The sequence below is a fragment of the Photorhabdus aballayi genome (genome assembly GCF_026153155.1).
Classification (GTDB): Bacteria; Pseudomonadota; Gammaproteobacteria; order Enterobacterales; family Enterobacteriaceae; genus Photorhabdus; species Photorhabdus luminescens.
The window spans coordinates 194,332-218,818 of the sequence record NZ_JAPFCD010000002.1; the positions used below are offsets into that span (position 1 = coordinate 194,332).

The window sequence follows — 24,487 nt, forward strand, 5'->3', positions numbered from 1 at the left end:
TGACGGCTCCCCTTCTATGTTAGGACAGCCAGTTCATAAGCTTGTTTCTAATGTAATCAGATGAAAGGCGCTCCTGCTCTAAACGTGAAGATTGAAACCGGCCAGAAATGAGATCATTAAACAGCTTTGCTTCATCCTCATTTAGCGATGAAGGATTGGATTCAACTGGATTTGATTCAGGAACCATTCTCTCTTCATGAGCTTTAACGGTTTCAATATCCATCATCAGAGGCTCAATATCCACAAACTTGTCTCTGGCGTCACTGAGAATAGCCAAACCCCAAGTATCAATATCTCCCCAATACCCTATACGCTTACCTTTCAGCCATACTGCATCCATCCAGGCAATGTTTTTCCCTCCTCCTATCACCGCTATCGTGTCAGGCATTTCGGGTAATGCTAAACCAGACTGTAAGTTTTCAACTACTAATATATTCGAAGCCGGAAGCTCGTGCTTTCTAAGTAATTCGCCAGGTATTTGTAATATCGGCATTCCCCCAAGCGCAGCCATCGCAGCATGGCAAAGCGGCCTGATAGTTAACCAACCTTTGGGATTTATTGAACACCCCAACCAAGCGATAAGACCTCCTGATGCCGAAACAGCCCCATTGTGAATAATATCGGCCAGCTCTTCGATCAGGATTTGGTGGTTCTCAAGAAACTTAGTATCAATACCAATGAGTGGCAGCGCTCTTAGATATTGTCCTTCCCCTAAGCCTTGCTTTAATTGTGGCAGCAGCTTTGCTAATAATTCCGCATCTCTCAACGAAAGTTTTTCCACAATATCTATACGCTTAACTAGTGCAGGATAGAGATCTTTATCAACCCGCAAAAATGGCTTCATATTTCTTTCCCATACCTTACTTCGGGAAAGGGCATCATTTCCTAAAAATTGAATCAGACATTGCATCGATTCAATGACAACAAAAGTTGGAATGCGTTGCTCAGATAGCTCCCTGAAATTTTTGCAAGACCACTCGACAAGATCTTGATGGGGAAATGATTTCCACTGTTCAATAAACCGTTGAAAATGAATGATATCTAGTATGGCAGAATTCCCTTTGGGTGGCTTCAAGCCAACGCAAATAGGGAATGCCTTGATGCCCAGTAACCGGGCTTTTAATGAGGAAAGGTTATCCCACTCACGCTGCCTAATGATGCTCTTAACTTGCGCCGGTAATAACCCCCAACTCACCTCATACTGCCCTCTTTTCATGTCAGTTTCTCAAACTCAATACCGAGATCAGCAGCCTCATCAGACAACTTTTTCTCCTTCTCTTCGCCCATTCTCCGGTCAATCTCTTCCCAAGTCACTTCACATAAATGACTGTCATGGTTCTCTTGATCTCTTTCCGCAATGAGCAGGGAACGAGCAGATTCTCTTGCTAGATTCAAGTTTTTATAAGGCGTAATCAAATTAACGTGAATATGGAGCTCTCTAAATACTCGGAGCACACGCCGACTTACCGTTTCAGCCGTATTTGAGAATGCTTCATCCAAGAAAACAGTACAGTAAACCGGTCGATCATAGCCATCTGGCGTCAAAACATAGGCCAGACTTGCCGCTACAATCGTCGCCGCAAATGACTCTTTCTCCCCACCTGACTTTCCACTAGATGACTCCAATACATCACGAATCTCACCGGTATTACTATCCAACTCTTCGGCATAAAACGACATCTGATAACGAGGATCAAGCAGCCTTAAACTTTCCAATGTATTTGAGGAGCCCGGCGCACTTGCTTTCCCAAGTATTTCAACTACCTTAGCCAATTGACGAAATCGTGCTTCATGGTCATCACTGGTTACCTGACTAAGCACCTTACGCAAATGCTGTTCAAACTCATTAACATGCGGGAATTTCTCTCTCTTTGAACCCAGCTTTAAATGTGTCCCCACTCGGAACTCTGTACGCTTGAGGACCCGGTTAATGATATCAATCCGCTCAAGGATATCTTCCCGTTCAGATTCAAGCTTAGTTTTAATCCGCGCCAGTGACTGGGTTGCATGCTTATTCAAACGTTCAATAAACTGCTCCACAAGGTTGGGAAGCCCTTCCTCTTCCAGTTGTCGCAAATGATTAAGGTAATCCGGTAAGCCATCAATATTACTTTGCCAGTCAACCGTGAAGACTTGCCATTTATCGTTAGACCTGAATGAGACCATAATGTTAATGGCTAATCTTTCCGCTTTGTCTTTACTGCTTCGGCTAATATCTAACAGACGTTCCAAATCTTCTTCAATTTTCAACACCAATTCAGACATCCGGCCTAAATCGTTTGTATTAAGCACGCCAACCCGAATCTCAAGTAATTGCCTGGCTGAATCAGGTAATCCTTTCGACGCTTTTGCCTGCGCTTTACTCCATTCTTCTTTTGCATTTTTCAGCGTATTTTTAACGCCGCCAGAATCAGAGTTGAGCTGATTTAATACCGATTGAATTTGAACTAGCTGCTCTTTAGCAGATTCCCAACGCTCTCTGGCCTTCTCAAGATCACCACCTGACTGTTCCAACACCTTAAGGTCAGCCTGCAAATCAGAAAGCTTTTCGTGCCAGTAAGGAGCATTAATATCATCCCAGCGGTAACCTTGGATCTTCTCCCAAAGAATTTTACGATCAGAAACAGAATTCAAATCTTGACGGGCTTGGCTCACCTTTTTCTCGGTTTCCGCCAGTTGCAGACTTAGCTCTTTTTTATCGTTATTAAGAATGGCTAAACGTGATTTATTTGAAAAACCCAGACACCAGCGCCTTCTGTCATCTATCCGGTGCTGATCTTTTTTCTCAAAACGCCCCTTATCCATGTGCATTAGCCCCTGCTGTGTCATCGAAAACGGGGTTTGATCCAATTCTTCCGTGCTTGAAACACATTGCAGGTCAAATCGCTGCAAATGGTGCTTGAGCCACTCTCGATAAGGGTGATTACGCCATACCAATTTCTTTAGATAACCATCAGACTTAAACGCCGCCGATTGGCCTTGAGTCGTAGAATCATTCACAACTTGAACACGGACATGTAAACCCGTATGCCGGGCGTTCAACCAGCGAGTCACCATCGAATAACAATGATGTGGCACAGCAAGTGTTGTTCGTAACCCGCCTAACGCCCTTTCTATCGCACCCTGCCAACTCTTTTCACGATCTTCGACGTCGATAAGCTCACCAATAAATACACATTGGTTTTTACTTAATTCTAAGGAATTGACCAGTTCATCTCGCAGTTGCTGATATTTCACATCAATATTGGAATCCGGCCTTGCCTCGATTTCCCGGATTTCCTGAGAGATATCATGGATATTTGCTTGTAGCTCACTAAATTTAGCGCTGATGGTTGCAAACCTGTCCTGATACTCTCCTTCTTCTTGCTGAATACTGGCAAGCCTGGCTGATGCCGCGGATTGATTTTTAAGAAATACAACCTCCTCTAATACAGAAGGGAGAGCCAGCTCGTTGACATAAGTTTGATATTGCGATGAATTTCTAACCACCCGATTCAACTGAGTTTGGGTATGAGCAACTTCCTTTCTCAGCGACTCTATTTTATCCCCACCAAATTGAAGGTATTCCTCGTGCCTTCGCTCAACCAACTTATTCGCATCCGCTTTCTGCTCTTCAGCTTGGCTAATTTTGAGGAGTAGCGCTTCCAGCTCAGCCTCAATATCAGTAATTTTTTCACTCCACAATTGTGCGAAAATCTCCCCAAAGTAAGCCGGGAGACTATTTTTTTCAGCCGTTAATTCTTCAAATTCTCTCGTTGTTTTTTCGATAATTGAGCTGAGTTCAGGTAACCTAGACAAGTGCATTTTTTGTGCCCTTGCATCCACTAATTGACTATGAATCGCCACCAGATCAGCAAACTCCTCCACTACCTTTTTAGCATCATCTTTAACTGTGCTCGGTTCCAGTACCAACTCACGAATCAACCCGGTTAAATCATCAATTTTTTTCAGACCTAACGCCCGCGACAACAGTGCAGGCGCATTCTTATTGTCCATATACAGGAGCTTTCGGTACAACTCCTGATAATCAGAAAAATTATCATCACAGCACGTAATCGTCGGATCATCACGAAGCCATTGCTTGAATGCCCGGGCATTACCGTTCCCAAAAGCATTAAGCATCTCCTTAAGAGTCAGGTCTCTTTTGGCAACAACATAAACGCGTGTCACATCCGCCAGCAGATTCGTCGATTTAGTAATCCAGAAAAGCGCCGCAAGCGTGATTTTTGACCCATCATCACCCTGATACAAAGCCCTAAGCCCAGTCACCACGCCAGATTCACGCTTACTTCTAACTCTCGTACCCGTTCCATCATGGGCAGATCCAAAACTTCCCCGCATATAGGAAAGTAAAGTTCGGTCAGAACGATCGCCCTGCGCCGCAGCCACATTAAAAGTTGCCTTTCCGGCAGGAAGCAGCAAAGCCATAAGGCCATCAATAAACGTCGATTTTCCGGCGCCATTATCTCCAGTGACCAACGTTCCCATAGGATCTATCAACGCGGTATGCAAGCCATTAAATGACCCCCAGTTATAAACTGAAAGTTCAGCTAATTTGATTTGACCAACATGAAATAATGAATTAGCCGAAAGAGTTTGATCTGTCATTTTCATCTCCTGTCTATTCCTCTTCATCTTGATAATCAACAGCGTCGCTGCCATTTTTATTTAGCTCAATACCCTTCTCCCCCGCCATTTTCAGGTATTCATTAAGCATGTTTTCGAGAAATTCAGCGCTGACTACATAGCGGATCACTGGCGTAATCTCGAAGCGATCTTCGCTTCCCCGGACCGAACTCAATATTTTTTTCGTCACCATTTTATCAAGAGCGCCCTTAAGTTTTCTCCGGTCAGATTTAGTACTGTTTGTCAGCGGTAAAAACGGCGTCAGATGGGATTCTATACGTTCTATATCAATGATAATCCTTTGCTCTCCCGATGTTTCCCGATCCTGGTAGTGTTTACGCAGCACTAACAGCAACAATGTATCGTATAAAGAGAGCGTCCTTCGGCTAATCAGAGAGACAACCTCTTCATCATCTATACCCAAGGATTCAGTATCTTCCTCATTCTGAAAGCCAGCTATAAAGGCGACACCGGCTTTTTCATCTAAGACTAACTTCAAATAGACTTCTGACAGATGTTTGCGTACAGCACATTGGTATCGACAAAGTAATTCAAACAATTTAGCTTTCTGCGAAGACAAGATAACACCCTGACGCAGCAAGCTAACCAACACCCGGCGCGCATCAGGCGGCATATCGCTGTTTGAGTTTTCAGCGTGCTTACTGATTGATTCATCATCAACTTCACAGGATGAGCTTTGATTGATAACCGAAAAAGCAACATCAGATTCAACACCGGCTGTACCTGTAAGCGGGTTATACTCTGATTGAGTATGATGTTTTATTAACTGATCGAAGAACCCTGTTTTCTGTTCTTCCTGAGGATCGGCATCAGACTTCCCAAGGGCAGTGAGGGCGCCATTATCTTTCTTCAACTTTTTACCTACATGCATTGCAGCCCTCACTATGTATATCTACAACCATTTTCTATTCACCATCTAAAGAACCAATTCATCCAAACTGTCTGGAAACAGGTCGGCACTCAGCAAGAAAGTGGGTATAGACGCCCGCAGGCAAGCTCCCCGTTTGTCACTGATTTCAATTGATTCTTTTTCTTCCAATAACGCAGCTCCGACAGATTTAGCCACCCGCAAATAGGCAACTAACTCCTCCAACCCTGAATTAATCGGGTGATAATTTGCAATAGACGCAATCGTCATTGGACCAAACTCTTTTAACGTTTCTAACGTCCTCTCTGCAATTAATCGAATTTGCACAACATCGAGGCAATCCAACATCTGTATACTCGGTTCTCGAGAGTTAATCTGTTCTTCCGCACCTGAAGTATCCAGCTTTTCATCAGGTGATTTAAGGAGCATGCTTTCAGGAGAGCTAATACTTGCCGCGCCGACGGGCAATGACAGAGTTGTTGCCGTTTGCAAGTCATAATCTGAATTTTTCAATTCAATAGCGAGTCGTTCCAATTGACCAAGCAATCTATCAACCGCACGATTTTCTTGAGCCGTGCCACTCTCTATGTAAGCACGCAAACTCTCTTCCGTTCTTCGCCTGATTTGAAAAACTCTGTCACTCTCACGGCTCAATTCTCTCATAAGCTGACTTAAGAATTGCCGCTGTTGGGTACTTAAGTGTTCTGCGACTGGACGGCTTAAAATACTTCGAAGCTGATCTCGTAGCTCCATAGTTCTATTTTGATCACATAACAAATCAAAAAAGCTTTCAAACGCACTACCGGCATCCGTTTTAGCCAGTAATGCTTCTTTTTCTAAAACAGCAAGAAGGATATCTCCTCTGGTGGAGTCCCCCTCAATAATTTGAATACGAATTTCCTGATCCAACCGACGAATTTCATCTTCAACACGGCGAAAATCACCCGTTAAAACAGAAGCCAGTTGGTAAATCTCACGAATTCTTTCCCGCTGCTCAGCCTCGGTTAATTCGGTCACAACACCAGCTCTCAGAGCATCAATCTCTCTCTGGATCTCAGATTTTCTATCTTCCAAAAGTGCGACACGCTCATCGGCATTTGGGCTAATCGCTACTGCAAAGTCCCTGACCGCCTCCTGCACAATTCGAAGATGAGATGCAGTGGTTCCTGAATTGCGTTCATCAAGCCCTTGGCTAAAACGGAGTGCAATTTCACTGGCATCCGTTTTAGTTAATGTGTCATCCATCTCACGCAACCAGCCTTCCCGAATCCATTTATTGAGATAAGTGCCCGCTCCCGTTTCAGTTTCCCAAAGACCAAGTTCGCGACAGCGTACCAACTCTGCATCAAGTGACACGCGAGCACGACTAAAAGGGACTTCACTATCCTCGGAAAACAATTCCCCCAAAAATGCCAAAATTAAAGGAGCATTATCAGCTCTCAACAGTTTCCAGGCAGCACTTTCTTGAAATAGTCGGCGGTACTTTGCCTGTAATCCTTGGAAATTCAACTTGTCTCCCTCTGTGTGGTGATGAATAAAAAGCGATGAGATGAGCATTGATCTACTGCCATCCTTTCCAAAAAGCCACCACCAAGAATTTTGTATAATTTACAATCGAATAAAACCATATCATCATATTTTTTTATTATGTCAACACAAATTACTGACTTTTAAACTATTAAGCGCCGTGACCAATGGGAAAATTAAGCTTATAAAACCACCTATCTTGTAAAGAAAGCAGCAACATGATGATGAAAAACAATGTCTCAATGATCACCAACAATAAAAGCGGGAGGAGTACCCTTTCAAGGTAAAAATAGGCGGTCTGGACAAACCGCCCCGATGCAAATAATGGAAAATTCCTACGCGTTACTTTCTACGGACAGGCAAACCAGTACCGCGCTTCCCATCTTGCGGTAGAACCAGCACCGCTACTGACCAAGCCGGCAACGTGACCGTGCCATCTTTCGCGATACTGGTACCTGCCGCCAAAGAAGCGCTACCTAGCTCTCTCTGAATTTCATTCAACTTCAACCCTCCGACGTTAAGATCTCTTACTGTGGCAGGATATGGAGCCGCATTAATCACCACCACCAGTCCGTCAAATCGCGAATCACGGTCATCACCAGTAGTATTACCGTCATCTATGGTCATCACCAACAATCCAAGTTGCTGATGCGGCCCAACGTTACGGAAATCAACACGTTGTTTAACCGATATACCATCACCAAGAGTCATTAGGGGTGAAAATTGACGCAAGCGCAACAATTCCTGATAAAAAGCGGTCATCTGTAATAATTCATTCCGGCCCGGCTTATCTACCATATTTTTCACTTTTTCAATCAATGCATAATTTTCACCATCAACACGCTGATCCGGCATACCAACATCATAGTTGTTATCCTGATAGGTGTAGCTAACACGGTTAAACCAATCGCCGGAATTATAAGAATCGCGAGTAAAAGATTTTGAACGTAGTAGCTCCGATCCATGTTGAGCAAAGGCCAATCCTTGTCCAAGGAATGTCGTGGAGAGGGATATTGCCTGCATACGAACTCGTGTTGCCAGATTCGCATTACGTGCAGCTTTGTAGCTGATTATGTCCCACAGTGTTTGGTTATCGTGCTTAGAGACATAATTGATCACCTCAATCGGATCAGCGGCGTAACCGGCTATAGCCCCTTTGTAATTAATGTCTCTACCTGTTTTCACTGCCCCATCTTTATTAATCATTACAAAATCAGCTAGGTTGCCCGCCATACCAAGACGTACCAGATCCGCCAGATGACGCGCCTCATTAGCATCTGACCAAGCCATTTCGTTCGGTAACGTTCCAGCGCCGTTGCCTACCCCTTGGTTAATACGAATAGTGTCAGCAGAATCAAACGGCCCGCCACCTTGTACCGCGTCGCGCAGCCGATCAGAGAAAGTACCAATTCCAGTGCCTTTAAGATTAATCTGTGAAGCAATCTCGAAACGGTCACCCTGCCCGGAATTCCAACCTTCACCGAAGAAGTAGACCGATGGGTTAATCATGCGTACTTTTGCTAGTGCCGATAAAATCTGGGCCTTGGGATGGTAACCCATTAAGTCAAATCGAAACGCGTCGATCTTATAGTCCTTAACCCAAGTTACCAACGAGTCTTCAATGAGTTTAGCGAACATGCGGTGCTCTGGCGCCGTATCGTGACAACAAGTGTTAGATTCAACATTGCCCGTGATCTCATCCAAACGATGATAGTACCAAGGCACGACCTTATCCAATACCGATGATTGGTGCGTCGGCCCAGCCGCGTTGGTATGGTTATACGCTACGTCCATGATCACATTCATCCCCAATTGCTGCTTGATGGCCTGAATCATGGCGCGAAACTCTTTTATACGTACCGAACCTTCCGCATCAGTGGCATAAGAACCTTCTGGTACCGAATAATGAAACGGATCGTAGCCCCAGTTGTAGGAGTCGGTTTCTGCAATCATTGCATTCAGCTCTTGTATCTGCGGGTTATTGGCACTGTCACTACGTTGTAATTCCCGCAATACTTCACCGACAGTCTGTGAACCACTGCAATAATTAGCGAAGCGGCTATTTTTCACCCTTGGGTTAACCTGACACAAACGACTAAACGGGTGATTTAGATCAGCCACTTCATTGCTGAATTCATTAATAGAAGCGATATCGAATACCGGCAACAGCTCCATATGAGTAACCCCTGCCTGACTCAATGCCTTAAGGTGTTTGAACATATCGCTGTTGTCAGCAGTGAGAGCGAGATACTTACCGCGCCAGGTTTCTGGTACCGTGCCATCTGCAACAGAGAGATCGCGAACATGAGCTTCATATATGGTCATACGCGCAATATCTGCCGGTGTATTTTGCGAACGCGGCATGAGCAAGCTATCCCAATTTTGTGGTTTTAGCGCCTCATCATCCAAATTGATGACCTGACTGTACTCCGAATTGGTGGACAAACTGTGGGAATAGGGATCGGTAACCTCGTAGTGCTCCACATTACGGGAATATGGATGGTATACCGTTAAAGCATAGCGGTAGTAAGCACCAACCAGCTCTTTATCACCTAGCCATGACCAGGAACCACTAGCAGGATCACGATTCATTGCATGATTGGCGATGACCTGTTTATTTTCATCATAAATAACCAACCCAACATGCTGAGCAGTAGGCGCCCACAAGCGGAAGGTAACACCAGTATCGCTAACCAGCGCACCATATTCCAATGCCTCAGCAGCGTTAGCGAAACGGTCATCCAACACACCCGCCGTTTGTACTTGAGTAGCCGATAATAGCAAGCCCGTTTCATTGGTCGCCAATGCCACCAGTTCACCGGTAAGCAATGTATCGACATCAGTGTCCTCTGGCAGGCGGAACGCTGTTAATTTCTGCAAATGCGGGAATCGCTCAGCCGTCTTCTGGCTCAGAGTCGTCGGCGTTAACGTCAGATAGCTATCGGTGAAATTTCCTTCATCATTAGCTTCCACCTTGCCATTCCGGTTGTAATATAAACGGACATGGGGCTTACCCGCTCCGCCCGACCACAACAAAGTCTGGTTATCGACCCAATGTGCCGAAGCCTGAGAAACACCAAACACGGAATTAAAGGCTTCCGCACGACTGCCGTAAATTTGAGGATTGCCGGGTATCACAGAGATGGTACGGTTACTGAAATCGGAGAAGGAAATTTTCAGGTCACTGTTGATCAATTTATTGTTGTTACCATCACGCACGATAAAATTGATACAGCCCTCGTTCTTGTTTAATGGCACGACCCAGTAAGGCCCATAATTATCGCTGCCAGCGGGAGTTGCACTGGTGTCGTTCCAGCTCAATGAAGGGGAAGCCAAGGCATCACAATTTTTATCGTTCCATAAGTAGAGGGTGTTGGTACTGTAGTCACGGTTTGTGGTTGGGTTTTGACTTAACTTAGCAATGTCCACCAAGTGGATCACTGCCTGAAAATTGCCGGCAACAGCAGCTTCACTGGGTACTTTATTAGGGATATGCGCCATCGGTTCCTCCGGGGGTTCGGGTAAAGAACTATTGTTATCACAGCTTGCCAGTAGTAAAACGAATGTACTGCTTAATAGGGCCAGGTAAGCCCTTTTCCAGAAGGGAGCTACCATAATCAAACCTTTTTAATAGAAATAAATCGTCGCCGATATTATTGTTAATAAAATAGGAATGAAATATTAAATAATGTCTCAGATGAGTCAGCATCCTCCTAGTTTTGATACTAAGAGGGAGGAGGAGTTAGGAGGAGATACTTTTTCGTGATATTGCGCACGATAATAATGTAATGATCTTTTATTACATAAGACTAATGTGAGTTTATTTGTATTATTCCATTAGATACAGATTAAAATGACGTCAGATACAATCATTGTCATTTTTATAAACTTTATTGTTTCTGCAAAAAAGCATTTTCCGTGATGCAGGATTATTAAGTCATTCCTTTCCTCCTAATCCTACGTTATTTCTTGCATTAGATATAAGTGTAACTTGTTACAGAACCCGCACCTGTGTAGAAACGTAAAGCTTGATCATTGCAACCAAAACAATAGCCTAAAATAAGATTATAATTGGGAGAATTGATATCAAGATATACGAACATGTTTACTTCCAGATTAACGATGTTGAACTTATTATGTGAATCCACCATAGAAAATTAATTAAATAAAATTCTCAAAATAGCCTATTCCAAATACTTTAAAATGAAAGGCAATAACTTTATTCCAGTTATTGCCTCTGTAAAAATTACGATAATAAAAGATATTAAACCTAAATCCCATATTCCTAATATCAATATAACGAATATCATAATAATAAACAGAAATAAAGAATTAATTCATTATCGCTACTCCTGTACATTTTATAAATTATTATGATTAAGATAACTCTGATGAAATTTTCTGAATCGCATCAAAAGCACACTGTTGGTCTAAAGAACCACTCGGTGCGCCGCCAATACCAATTGCGCCAATCACTTCATCACCAGATTTAACTGGAACACCACCACCAAGTAATAGGAAGCCGGGAATATCCCCTAAATATTGAGCACCAAGATTTGATTGTGCGGTTTTCATTACGTCCTCTGACGTTCTCTGGGTAGATAACGCGGTATAAGCTTTCATTTTGCTCGCCTCAACGGTATGCAACCCGGCTTTATCCATACGCTGAACCACCTTCAAAACCCCACTTTTATCAACAACAGAAACCGCCACGTTATAATTATTCGATTTACAGGACTGAATTGCCTCAGAAGCTAATTTATTTGCTACCTCAAGGGTAATATTACGTTCAGTACTTAGTGATGAAGCAAAAGCAGATTGAGCGAATAAACCTGCTACCAAGATAGTATAGAAAAGAGAATGTTTCATAGGTAAACCTCATTAAGTTTAAGTTGATGAATTATCCTGCTTTAATTTAATGAGATTTATCGGCTATAGCTATTCGGCCAATTACTTATTCGGCCTAGTAGAAATACTTAGTCATAAGATAATGACTTAAATAACTCATACTCTTTAACTAACTGCGGTAAAGAATGTATATCCAATTTATGAAATATATTAGCACGATGAACTTCTATAGTACGTGGTGATAACACCAATTGTTGCGCAATTTGTTTACTGGTTTTACCTTCTAAAATAATTTTCATCACCTCCCTTTCACGTTCAGATAACTGGCTAAATTTCGTTTTCAATTGCTCATATATCTGACGTTGCTTAAATACTTTCCGATGAAATAATAATGCACTTGAAACCGTTTCAATGAGTAAATCCGCATCAATAGGTTTGGTTAAAAATTCAAAAGCACCATTTTTAAAAGCTCGACGGCAAAGATCAATATTTCCGTGTCCGGTCATGATAATGACCGGTAATGTACTATTGAGTTTCAATAGCTCGGCCTGCAATGCCAATCCAGGTTTTCCCGGCATACGAATATCCAATAAAATACATCCTTGAAGCGCTGCGATACTCTTACTACCAATTTCATCAAGAAATTCTTGCGCACCAGGAAATGAGTTTACCTGCCAATTCATTGTTTCTAATAACATAGATAATGAGTCACGGATCGCTTCATCATCATCAATAAGATAAATCACTGCCGCCATTATTTCTCCTTACCTTTATTAGTTGGTAACCAAATAATAAAACACGCTCCCCCTGTTTCACAATTTTCAGCACTAATATCACCACCAAGTTTATGAATTAATGTTTCCGTTAACGTCATTCCTAATCCCATACCTTGTTGGCGTGTTGTGAAGAATGGAATAAACACGTTTTTTAAAGCTTCATCACTTAATCCAGGACCACCATCTGTTATCGTGATTCTTATTATTTCATTAATATAGTTGATATCGATGCAGATCCAATTTTGATATTCTGACTGACCTTGATCTTGCTGTGCCTGAATGGCGTTGCTGATTAAATTATGAAATATTTGTTCAATCCACAACGGCTCGGCAGATATCATTGGCAGTTCATCACAAATATTCCTTATTATCTTGATCTTACTGGACTTGATTTCATTTTCAAGCAATACTTCAACTCGACCTAATATCGCTTGAATATTCACAGGTTGTAAAATAATACTACCAGTCGTTAGTTTTTGACGGTATTGCGTTAATAAATTTGCAATGCGTTGAGTTTGCAAAATCGATGAATCCAGTATTGGCGTCACTTTATCATATTGCTGCCTTTTCATTAACCGCAACGCGGTTTGGTTATAACTCATAATCGCCGTCAAAGGCTGATTTAATTCATGAACAACACCTGTTGCCACTTCATCCATTGTATTTAAGCGGGTAAATTCAAAAAAATGTGCCCGTAAATCAGAAATTTTCCTCAATCTTTTATTCTTCTGAATTAAAAAGATAAAACAGATAATTACTGCCCATAAAAAATTCAGACAAGCAATATAGCCCCACGGAAGTTTAGACCATTGTTGATCATTACCCACTTTAAGCACAAAAGGCTGAAAACGATTAGCTAACTTTTTCTCCCAGTTCCAAAAATAGCGCTCTTTCTCCACCCCATACATAATCAATGGGCGATTATTCCAATCCAGTTGTATCATTCGAAATTGTGACAATAATGATAAATCTTTCATCAGGATATTAAGATCTATTAATAACCGAATACTACTGCGTTTACTATTAAGCCAATATCTTCCCTCATCCTCTTCACTAATTATAGGGAATATTAATACATTTATTGGCATCTCTTGTAATCCGACGATTTGCGGAAAGTTTTCCTGTAGCTGATCTAATCCGATATTAGTATCCGCTAGCGATACAATTGCGTCATGTTGCGCCAGCTTTTCACTCAGCTCTCGATAAAGAATATTAAATGAAACTGTTTGTTGTTGATAATTCTGATTTAGTGAATGATTAATCATTCCCCAAACAGTCAAGCCTGTTAACACAATCCACACCAAAAAATGCCACATATAATTACCTGAAAAGATATCTTTCATGACGTTAAAAATACAGTCAGAATATATAAAGGAAACGGCTTATTAGAGTAAAAAAGTTCAGAATAAGTTGAATTTTAGAGAATATTTAGCATTGAGCGGCATATTAAAATTCATTATAGCGTGATTATTTCACCAAAACATTTTTTAAAATAAATAGTTGGCTATGGTAAATAAAATTCCAACACTAGCTTATTTAATCCAAGCGTGTTTCAGCTCCTAATCAAATTATTTCGACCGATAGACCCTTACTAAGGGTTTACGGTAATCCTGTCAAGGCTCTTAATATCATGTCAAATTTACTGAATAATTTAAGGTATTCACCTAATAAATCGATTCGATGAAAGGATTTTCTTTTCCTTGAGCATCACACCAACACCCATAAAAATATCAATATTTATCAATCACTTGAATAAAATCTTCACCATTATTCTGTATTTGACCAGAAAAAACGCTTTACAATCGATAGTGATAATTATTATCATTCGTATCGCTTTCAGATGAACCGTCTTCAGGGTACAGATGAAAGCACGACATTGCTCACATTGCTTCCAGTGTTTACTTTAGCCAGCCGGGTGCTGGCTTCTTTTTATTAATTAATCCAATTATCAATTATTCAAAATATTTGAATATTTAAGTCAGATTTTTAAGCTTTAATGCTATCTCTTCTCAATTAGACTGTAAAAACTATTGAGGAGATTTGAATATGATCCATTTACGCAAAGCATCAGATCGCGGCCATGCCGATCATGGTTGGTTAACTAGCTGGCATACCTTCTCATTTGCCAGTTATTACGATACTAACTTTATGAATTTCTCAGCGTTGAGAGTGATTAATGAAGATTTCGTTAAAGCAGGTCAAGGTTTTGGTACCCATCCGCATAAGGATATGGAAATACTGACCTATGTTCTTTCCGGCACCATTGAACATCAGGATAGTATAGGAAATAAGGAACGGATACCTGCTGGTGAATTCCAAATTATGAGCGCAGGTACCGGCATTCGCCATTCAGAATACAATCCGAACAGCGATTGCCAATTGCATCTATATCAGATTTGGATCATCCCAAGTAAAACAGGTTTAACGCCGCGCTATGAACAACGTCGTTTTGATGATGTACAAGGCCGCCAATTGGTGCTTTCACCCGATGCACGGGATAGTTCACTGAAAGTATTTCAGGATATGACTTTATGGCGTTGGGTACTTAAGGATCACGAAACTACCGAATATGTTGCAGAAAAAGGCCGTTATATTTGGATACAAGTCATTCGTGGCGAAGTGACAGTTAATGGTGTCAAAGCCACCACCAGCGATGGTCTGGCTATCCGGGATGAAGTCAATATTCAACTTAGCGCCAACAGTGATAGTGAAATATTGTTGTTTGACCTTCCTCCAACATAAATATCAAATAAGCCTCACCCCAACGGATGAGGCTAAAGAATTCACAATTACAGTTTAGGACCCGCTTTCACCAAAGCTTCCCCCGCCGGGGTATCAGTATATTTATCAAAGTTATCGACAAAACGATGAGCCAAATCTTTCGCCTTCTCTTCCCATTGAGATTTATCTGCATAAGTCTCACGAGGATCAAGAATGTCGGTATTAACACCCGGCAACGCTGTCGGAACCGCTAGATCGAAAATAGGTAATGTAATGGTATCAGCTTCTTCAATATCACCATTGAGGATGGCATCAATGATTCCACGGGTATCCTTAATCGAGATTCGTTTACCCGTACCATTCCAACCCGTATTCACCAGATAAGCCTTAGCACCTGCCGCCTGCATACGTTTTACCAATACTTCCGCGTATTGGGTTGGATGCAAAGTCAGAAATGCAGCACCAAAACAAGCAGAAAATGTAGGTGTTGGTTCAGTCACACCTCGTTCGGTACCGGCCAATTTTGCAGTAAAACCAGATAGGAAGTGATATTGAGTCTGTTCGGGTGTCAAGCGAGATACTGGAGGTAACACACCGAATGCATCCGCAGTCAGGAAGATGACCTTAGTTGCATGACCCGCTTTAGAAACCGGCTTAACAATATTTTCAATATGGGAGATAGGATAGGAAACACGAGTGTTTTCAGTTTTTGAACCATCATTGAAATCAACCGTGCCATCTGTCAGTACAGTAACGTTTTCCAGCAACGCATCACGTTTAATCGCGTTGTAGATATCAGGTTCCGCCTCTTTGGACAGATTGATGGTTTTCGCGTAACAACCACCTTCAAAGTTGAAGACGCCGTCATCATCCCAACCGTGCTCATCATCACCAATCAGCTTACGTTTTGGATCAGTAGAAAGTGTGGTTTTACCTGTGCCAGACAAGCCGAAGAAGACCGCAACGTCCCCTTTCTCACCCACGTTGGCAGAACAGTGCATCGAAGCAATACCTTTCAGTGGCAACAGGTAGTTCATCATCGAGAACATCCCTTTCTTCATTTCGCCGCCGTACCAAGTACCACCAATAAGCTGCATACGTTCTGTCAGGTTAAACGCAACAAAGTTTTCAGAGTTCAAACCCTGCTCTTGCCATTGCGGGTTGGTGCATTTTGCACCGTTCATCACAATAAAATCTGGTTTGAACTCAGCCAACTCTTCATCTGACGGACGGATAAACATGTTTTTAACAAAGTGGGCCTGCCACGCAACTTCTGTGATAAAGCGGACTTTCAATCGTGTATCTGCATTAGCACCACAGAAAGCATCAACTACAAACAAACGTTTGCCTGAAAGCTGCTTAGTTACCAAGCCTTTCAGGTATGTCCATGTTTCCTGCTGTAATGGCTTGTTATCATTTTTACCTTTTCCCTGATCAGCCCACCATACGGTGTCACGGGTGACATCATCACGAACAATGTACTTATCTTTGGGAGAACGACCCGTGAAGATCCCCGTATCGACAGCCACAGCCCCCAGGTTGGTCAGAGTGCCACTCTCGCAGCCTTCGAGTGAAGGTTTGGTTTCTTCTGAAAATAACAACTCATAGCTTGGATTATAAATAATTTCATTAACATCATGGATTCCATAGTCCGCGAGTTCCTGCGGGGTAATACCTTTAACACTCATGTTTATTGCTCCTGGGTAGTCACGCTTTTTCTGTGAGCAATAATAAATAGTTATGATTAATTAACAGCGATAGTTATCAAAAAATTGAAAACCCACTATTTTTTTAAGTTTAATCTGGGGCCAAAGGCACAAAAGCAGTTTTGAATATTATGGATATTGATAAAAAGGCGCGAATCCGCGCCTTAAGAGGTGAGAGAATTTGTTTAGATAGAATATCAATGGAGCTGGTTCTTTTTTTCCGTTCTGATTGCAGCAAGATCATCAGCATCAAAAATATAGTGCGTACCGCAATACTCACACGCCATATCAATGTTGCCATCTTTCTGCAAAATATGATTAACATCCTCATCGGAAAGTGTGACTAATGTGTCAGCGCAACGTTGACGCGAACAAGTACAACGGAAGCCAACCGCTTGAGGCTCATATAATATGACGTCCTCTTCATGATAAAGGCGATGTAAGATCTCCTTAACTTCCAATGAAAATAACTCTTCACCTTTAATGGTTGCGGTAAGTTGCACCAGATGATCAAAAGCTTCTGCACTACCTTGTTCCGCTGTTGGCAAAATCTGTAACAACATACCACCAGCCGCAACTCTTCCATCTTGAATACCAGTACGGATAAATAAACGAGTCGGTAGCTGTTCAGACTGTCTGAAATAATTATCAAGGCAATCCGCCAATGTTTCACCTTCCAGCGCAACCACTCCCTGATAACGCTCACCATGAGTCGGTGTAATGGTAATGACCATATAGCCTGTACCAACCATCTGTTTCAAGCTGCTATTTTCAGTCACTAATCCATCAATACGAGCGACACCTCGCATTTGTTGTTGTTGATTACCATTAATCACCGCCAGTTTTACCGGACCATCTCCCTGAATCTGAACCGTAATATCACCATCAAATTTCAGTGTTGCCGTTAATAAACTGGTTGCTACTAACAGTTCCCCCAATAATTGCTGCACCGGCTGCGGGTAATCATGACTTTCCAAAATATGCTGGTAAGTTTCACTGGCTAAAACCAGCTCACCACGTACAGAATAATTCTCAAATAAAAAGCGGTGTAATTGGTCTTGTTTAAACATAAATATCTCTCATTCGAGCAAGTTATTCCTGCCCGTTCAATCTGGTGTTCTTAAACTTAATCAGCGTGCGCCTTTCTTTTTTATCCGGTCGGCGATCAGGATGAGGCATAGTTAATGCATTCATTTTTCGAGCAATTGCCATTTTTTCCCGGTTAGCAACACTTGCTTCAGTCTCTTGGTAAAGTTGCTGCGCTTCCAGCGCACCGCGCCGATGATTGCTTAGTGCAAGAACTTCAACTATACGTTCATCATTACCCTGACGCAGTTTAATTTCAGCCCCTGGTTCAACCAATTTACTCGGTTTACTTCTTTGACCATTATAGTGAACTTTACCACCGTCTATCATTTCCCGTGCAATAACCCGTGTTTTATAAAAACGAGCTGCCCACAGCCACTTATCCAGACGGACAGCTTGATCGGAGTCTGAATTACCCTTCATTTTTCCTCTCACTATCAGCTTCGGCAAATAACGCAAAGCCTAACATACCATTGTCAATTATCGCCAACGCGTAGGCGGAAAAAGTGTATTAAAACAGTTATCGTAATATTGCCTGATTTTGTTTAGACGTTGTTTGTTCTGCCGATTTTTCTTAACAACCAGCACAAAATTAATGATTAGGGTCGTAAAAAGAGCCAAGAATAAAACAGTGGTACCAATACAACGAGCAAGCGTCATGGAATCCAGTTCATTATGCAACACAATCCGGCGGGTTCCATGACTATCTACGGACAATTCCGTGATAATTCCCGTTGTCTCAAAGGGGGTTTGCAATACCATATCCGATAACCGTTGTAATTCACGCCATTGTTCCAACGCACTATGGTCATAAGAGATGATGGCCGGCGTTATATACTCAACCAATTGCTTGCCTTCATCACTGATAAGCAGAACTCCACCAGGAGAAGGGTTATTAAGCAGTATTGCGACTTTATCTATTTCCCGATAGATAAATGATGATGTAGTTGCATCAACCAACTTTCCCAAAGCTTCAGCGCCTGCCGGACGCAATAAAACATGAGTGTCATCTAATTTGCCACTTTCTGCATTCTTTAACAAAGTTAGCCAGTCATTAGCACTACCCAAATTAACCAAAGCATTTTTCAATCGTAAACAGTCTGTTTCTTTTTCACATAATTCTTTAGTTTTCAATATAATATCAGGAAAATCATCCAATAAAATCATACCAGATTTGAAAATCTCCTGAGCAAGGTCTGGATTTATTGCATCGTCATTTTCCTGTAAACGTAATTGTTTATTAACCGTTGCAATCAGTTTAGCTGCATTTTCTATAATTTCTGATTCTGGTATTGGCAGTGGATTAACTCTATTCCAATATATCCCCGAACAATCGAATGGAGAAAAATAGGTGTCGCCTTTACCATTCATATTGTTTGGCGGCATATAACACATACCAACCCCTTTTGCTTTCAGGACGTCCCCAACTCGCAATTCCATCCTTTCCATCATATTAGCGTCAGTGACAACTTTTGTGCTGCTGCCACGCAACCAGGCAAAACTGAGTTTCATCGGTACACTAACCGGATGATAAAAATAGAGCAGCAACATAATAAGCAGACTGCTAACAATCATCATGAGATTTTTCCCATAACGACGGTAAGGGTAATTTTTTTCTTCATCATGCAAAGAGAGATAATGCCCTTGCCTGACTACCTGGCCGTTACTGTAAATATCAATATTGGTTTTTTGATCAAGATAGTGAGCAACATAGGGCTCCCAATGAGGAGGATAAATTAAATCAATTCCACCAAGTGAAATATTACTCATTTGCCCTTGCTCAAATTCGCCAAATAATCCCCATCGTTTTGGTATACCGGTAAAACAGTGAATATCCTGACGCCTGCATATTGAGAGTGGACAAAATAGCGGCCAAAAACTAACAACGACTAAACTGCCCGCAATCAACATCAGCCACGGCAAAAGCAGTGTTGGTGAAAGTAATGCAAGAAACCAAACGAAAAATCCAAAACACAAAAATCCCCCCTGCCAAATACCTGATGAGTGATTTAACCGATATTCTTCCAATGTCTCTTTGCGGATATTTTGTAATTTTACGCTGGTTTCACCATTTTTCTGAATCGACGCCTGTTGATGAGATACATCTGAAATGACCGGAGCAGAAGGAAAATCCTGTTGAAAATCTTTCAGAAAGTAACCATTAATCGAGATAACAAGGGGTATTGTCGCGGTGTGAACAACATCAATAACATTCTGCTGTTTAATAAAAGGCTCAAGGAAAAACGGTAAATGAACTTCTGCCATATCAATATAATAACGCCAACTATGTAGTTCATCTGAGGCAACAGAAAAGCGGGTAATAGAATGACAGATAGTATAAACCATATCATTTTTACCCATCAGAATTGGCCAACTCGTTTTATTAATACGGTCTGTTACAACTGGCGGCAACACTCGATTCAAATAACATTCAATAGCCTGATACTCATCAGCATTAAGTTTACGATAGGTTGGTGCGGCAACAGAAGGCAGATAACAGGCGTTATCATGTAGCTTCCATTTAAAAATCAGCAAGGAAGCCATGACAATCAGGCTAATTATCAAGATAGCCAATATAACGACTGTTACGCTCATTTTATCCCCATACCCATGACAATCTTGCTATTGTTGTCTGCAAATTAACAACTACACGTTAAGTTCTGAATTAGGTTATTTCTATTTATTTTTTAATTTATTTTACAATGAGTTATATAATCACGCACTAAACTATCTACAACATAGATCTATTTCCAAAGAGGATAAAGATAACAGTAACAACAATAACCAGCGATAATCACTATCATTTATCAAAATAATCGGCCATATTTAGTCAAGCTATGGAGTGTACCTAATTTCATCATAAAATCTAAGGTTAATGAAATAATTTATGACGTAATAATACACAGGCACTCAACTCAACCAATATTAAAACCATCAGGGGCAATTATGAATGACCTGAAAAACCCTAAAATCCTAAACATAGAGGACATTGCCCATTCACGTTTATTTCATATTCAGTCAGTTGATCTCGAATTCAGTAACGGTGTAAAACGCGTTTATGAACGGATGCGTCCGGTCAATCGGGAAGCTGTTCTGATAATCCCGGTCATTGGGGATGAATTGTTGCTTATTCGTGAGTATGCAGTCGGCATTGAGCAGTACGAATTAGGCTTTCCTAAAGGCGCAATCGACCCCGGGGAAAGTATCTTTGAAGCCGCTAATCGTGAATTGAAAGAAGAAGTCAGTTTTGGTGCCGGAAAAATAGAACAATTAGCCAAACTCACTATGGCCCCATCCTATTTTTCTAACAAAATGAACATTGTTATTGCTGAAAATCTCTATCCAGAAAGCCTGGAAGGAGATGAACCTGAACCACTACCACAAATACGTTGGCCAATAGCAGATATGATGTCATTACTGGATCACGCTGATTTCAACGAAGCGCGTAATGTCTGCGCCCTATTTCTGGCACAAAAATACTTAAAACACCGTTGAAAAGCTTACAGGCACAACCCGCTTCGTTGTGCCTGTTTTATACCCGTTATCTTTCAAGTTGCCTCTTTGTTGGCTACACTCGTTCACCCCAGTCACATAGTTCGCTATGCTCCCGGGGATTCGCTCCCTTGCCGTCGCGATGCATCTTGAAATCCATAGGGTATATCATCAGAATAATTCCTGACTTTCACCATTCTCAATTAAAGTCGTGCCAACTTCCTGCACCGCACTCTCGGTAGGTTGAGTTCCATCAATGAAGTATTCACTACGGGTATCCCCTCCTCCGCCAGCAAGCTTGCCTGTCTTACGATCTATCACGACAGAAACAATCCCCGGAGGCGGTGTGACTTCTTTTTCAGGAACCCCTTCCAAGGCGATTTTCATAAAGTCATCCCAAATTGGTTGCGCACTTTTAGCACCCGCCTCACCGCCACTGGCTGCTGTACGACCAAGGCTTCTTCGGTGGTCATCAAAACCAATCCAAACCGTCGTGACAATATCTGGCCCATAACCTGAGAACCAGGCATCTTTTGAACTGTTAGTTGTTCCAGTTTTGCCGCCAATATCACGACGTTTCAGATCGCGCGAGGCGCGCCAACCCGTACCAGACCAACCCGGCTCACCAAAAATATTGCTATTCAAAGCATCATGGATCAAAAATGCCAATTGAGTACTGATAACATGAGGAGCATATTTTTGCGCATCTTCATGGCTATCAATTACCGGCGCTCTTTCCAGTTCAGGCAACGGCAATATCTCTTGCTGGCTGACATGAGATTGAGCAACATTTTCAATCGAGTTTTCAGAAAGCTCGATTGAACGTACCGTATCCCCATAAATTACTGGAATATCACACTGCGGACATGCAATTTTCGGTTTAGCCTCAAATAGAATATCGCCATCTTCGTTTTCAATCTTAGTAATAAAGTAAGGATCGATCAGATAGCCGCCATTGGACATGACCGAATACCCACGTACCATTTGCATTGGTGTGAATGATGGCGATCCCAAAGCCAGCGATTCTGTACGTACTATATTTTGTGCCGGGAAACCAAACCGTTGCAGGTAATCAGCGGCATAATCGACCCCCATTGCTCGCATTGCTCGCACCATCACGACGTTCTTCGATTGCCCTAATCCCTGACGCAAACGGATTGGCCCAACATAAGTCGGTGGCGAGTTTTTCGGACGCCAGTCAGTACCAGCTCCAGCATCCCAACGACTAATTGGTAAGTCATTCAGCAATGAAGCCAATGTCAGCCCTTTATCCATCGCCGCGGTATAGAGAAATGGTTTAATATTGGAACCAATCTGACGTAACGACTGAGTGACACGGTTAAATTTACTCAAGTTGAAATCAAACCCACCAACTAACGCCTTCACAGCACCATCATTCGGATCAATAGAGACCAAAGCAGCATTAACATCCGGCATTTGCGCCAACCACCAAATATCCTTTACTTTCCGAACCCAAACCTGTTCACCAACTTGCACCACTTCATTCACACTACGAGGAACCGCCCCCTGTGCGCTATCAGATTTGAACTTCCTGGCCCAACGGACACCCGCCATTGGTAATTCTGCGCTGCTGCCATCAGTCAACATTACTATCGCCTGATCAGTACCCGCGCTGGTCACCACAGCCGGTATTAATGGCCCATAATTTGGCAAAGTCTTAAGCTTCTTGGCAATCTGTTCCCGATCCCAAGCAGGTTCGCCCACTTTCCACAAAACTTCCTGCGCTCCACGGTAGCCATGACGCACATCATAATCAATGATGTTATTACGCACCGCATCCACGGCAGCCAACTGAAGTGTACGGGTAATTGTGGTGTAAACTTTATAACCGTCGGTATAAGCATTTTCACCATAACGCTCAATCATCTCCTGACGCACCATCTCGGACAAATAGGGCGCAGAGAAAGCAATTTGGGGCGCATGGTAATTAGCGACCAACTTTTCACTTCTAGCTTGATTATATTGCTGCTGAGTAATATAGCCCTCATTGAGCATACGGCTCAGAACCACATTCCGGCGGTTAATCGCCCGATTATACGAATACAGTGGGTTAAACGTAGAAGGCGCCTTTGGCAAGCCGGCAATCATCGCTATTTCACTCAGCGTCAACTCATTGACACTCTTACCAAAATAGACTTGAGCCGCAGCTCCGACACCATAAGCTCGGTAACCAAGGTAAATTTTATTGAGATAGAGTTCGAGGATTTCATCCTTATTCAGCAATTGCTCAATCCTGATGGCCAGAAAGACTTCCTTAATTTTACGCATCAAAGTCTTCTCTGGAGTGAGAAAGAAATTTCTCGCCAGTTGCTGAGTAATGGTACTTGCCCCTTGTGATGCATGGCCTGAACTCATCGCAACAGACGCTGCTCGGATGATCCCTACCGGGTCAACCCCGTGATGCTCATAAAAACGACTGTCCTCCGTTGCAATGAACGCCTTCACCATAATCGGTGGAATTTCGGACAACCCAAGAGGCATACGGCGCTTTTCACCATATTGGGCAATCAGCTCGCCATCTGCACTGAACACCTGCATTGGTGTCTGTAATCGAACATCCTTTAATGTCGCCACATCAGGTAACTGAGGCTCGATATATTGGTACATACCAAAAATCGAGGCCGTTCCCAGAAAAATGCAACTCACGACAAAGACTAGAAAATACTTTACGAACTTCACCTGAAATTTCCCATGCCACGTTAGTCGGGTGGTTTATAAACAATCGGCGCGTAGTATAAAGGTTACACAGCACCTTGAATATGGTCTTTTATTAAAATTACTGATATGGAGATCGA

15 protein-coding genes are annotated in these 24,487 nt (G+C 42.2%); 2 read left to right on the top strand and 13 right to left on the bottom strand.

Annotated elements, in window-relative coordinates:
• Positions 1-19 precede the first annotated feature (19 nt).
• The 8 genes from OO184_RS02230 to OO184_RS02265 all read right to left on the bottom strand — a co-directional run bounded on the left by OO184_RS02230 (position 20) and on the right by OO184_RS02265 (position 13,958).
• A complete protein-coding gene (locus OO184_RS02230) occupies positions 20-1,216 on the bottom strand; it encodes a Wadjet anti-phage system protein JetD domain-containing protein (protein WP_265377790.1) in 1,197 nt (398 codons plus the stop codon).
• Positions 1,213-4,608 carry an ATP-binding protein gene (locus OO184_RS02235; protein WP_265377791.1) on the bottom strand — a complete coding sequence of 1,132 codons (3,396 nt, stop codon included), beginning with the start codon at positions 4,606-4,608 and terminating at the stop codon, positions 1,213-1,215. The genes OO184_RS02230 and OO184_RS02235 overlap by 4 nt, the downstream gene beginning before the upstream one ends.
• 13 nt (positions 4,609-4,621) lie before the next feature.
• Positions 4,622-5,518, bottom strand: a complete 897-nt coding sequence (locus tag OO184_RS02240; RefSeq protein ID WP_265377792.1) for a DUF4194 domain-containing protein — start codon at positions 5,516-5,518, stop codon at positions 4,622-4,624.
• Between the two features lie 45 nt (positions 5,519-5,563).
• Positions 5,564-7,072: a DUF3375 domain-containing protein gene (locus OO184_RS02245; RefSeq protein WP_265377793.1), complete on the bottom strand. Its 1,509-nt coding sequence runs from the start codon at positions 7,070-7,072 to the stop codon at positions 5,564-5,566.
• A gap of 312 nt (positions 7,073-7,384) precedes the next feature.
• Complete coding sequence (pulA, locus tag OO184_RS02250) at positions 7,385-10,657, bottom strand: pullulanase-type alpha-1,6-glucosidase (protein ID WP_265377794.1); 3,273 nt, start codon at positions 10,655-10,657, stop codon at positions 7,385-7,387.
• 762 nt (positions 10,658-11,419) lie between these two features.
• Positions 11,420-11,911, bottom strand: a complete 492-nt coding sequence (locus OO184_RS02255; RefSeq protein ID WP_265377795.1) for a GlcG/HbpS family heme-binding protein — start codon at positions 11,909-11,911, stop codon at positions 11,420-11,422.
• Between the two features lie 107 nt (positions 11,912-12,018).
• Positions 12,019-12,645 carry a response regulator transcription factor gene (locus tag OO184_RS02260; RefSeq protein WP_265377796.1) on the bottom strand — a complete coding sequence of 209 codons (627 nt, stop codon included), beginning with the start codon at positions 12,643-12,645 and terminating at the stop codon, positions 12,019-12,021.
• The gene (locus tag OO184_RS02265; RefSeq protein ID WP_265377797.1) at positions 12,645-13,958 is read right to left on the bottom strand and encodes a sensor histidine kinase; all 1,314 of its coding nucleotides are present in this window, start codon (positions 13,956-13,958) and stop codon (positions 12,645-12,647) included. Before OO184_RS02265 ends, OO184_RS02260 begins: the two co-directional genes overlap by 1 nt.
• Positions 13,959-14,712: 754 nt before the next feature.
• On the opposite strand from OO184_RS02265, the gene OO184_RS02270 reads away from it, so the two are divergent.
• Positions 14,713-15,408: a pirin family protein gene (locus tag OO184_RS02270; protein WP_265377798.1), complete on the top strand. Its 696-nt coding sequence runs from the start codon at positions 14,713-14,715 to the stop codon at positions 15,406-15,408.
• A 47-nt stretch (positions 15,409-15,455) separates the two neighbouring features.
• On the opposite strand, the gene pckA is transcribed toward OO184_RS02270, so the two are convergent.
• From pckA to OO184_RS02290, 4 genes are all read right to left on the bottom strand, one after another.
• The gene (gene pckA, locus OO184_RS02275; RefSeq protein ID WP_139654510.1) at positions 15,456-17,075 is read right to left on the bottom strand and encodes a phosphoenolpyruvate carboxykinase (ATP); all 1,620 of its coding nucleotides are present in this window, start codon (positions 17,073-17,075) and stop codon (positions 15,456-15,458) included.
• Between the two features lie 215 nt (positions 17,076-17,290).
• Positions 17,291-18,163: an Hsp33 family molecular chaperone HslO gene (gene hslO / locus OO184_RS02280; RefSeq protein ID WP_265377799.1), complete on the bottom strand. Its 873-nt coding sequence runs from the start codon at positions 18,161-18,163 to the stop codon at positions 17,291-17,293.
• 22 nt (positions 18,164-18,185) lie between these two features.
• Positions 18,186-18,602 (bottom strand): ribosome-associated heat shock protein Hsp15, encoded by a 417-nt coding sequence (gene hslR / locus OO184_RS02285; RefSeq protein ID WP_265377800.1) that lies wholly within the window; start codon positions 18,600-18,602, stop codon positions 18,186-18,188.
• 57 nt (positions 18,603-18,659) lie between these two features.
• Positions 18,660-20,774, bottom strand: coding sequence for an intracellular growth attenuator family protein (locus OO184_RS02290; protein ID WP_265377801.1), 2,115 nt, complete (start codon positions 20,772-20,774; stop codon positions 18,660-18,662).
• Positions 20,775-21,125: 351 nt separating this feature from the next.
• On the opposite strand from OO184_RS02290, the gene nudE reads away from it, so the two are divergent.
• On the top strand, positions 21,126-21,674 hold the full coding sequence (gene nudE / locus OO184_RS02295) for an ADP compounds hydrolase NudE (RefSeq protein WP_265377802.1): 549 nt from the start codon (positions 21,126-21,128) through the stop codon (positions 21,672-21,674).
• 168 nt (positions 21,675-21,842) lie between these two features.
• Here the strand turns inward: nudE and mrcA are convergent, their stop codons facing one another.
• Entirely contained in the window at positions 21,843-24,371 is a 2,529-nt protein-coding gene (mrcA, locus tag OO184_RS02300; RefSeq protein WP_265377803.1) for a peptidoglycan glycosyltransferase/peptidoglycan DD-transpeptidase MrcA, read from the bottom strand.
• Positions 24,372-24,487 lie beyond the last annotated feature (116 nt).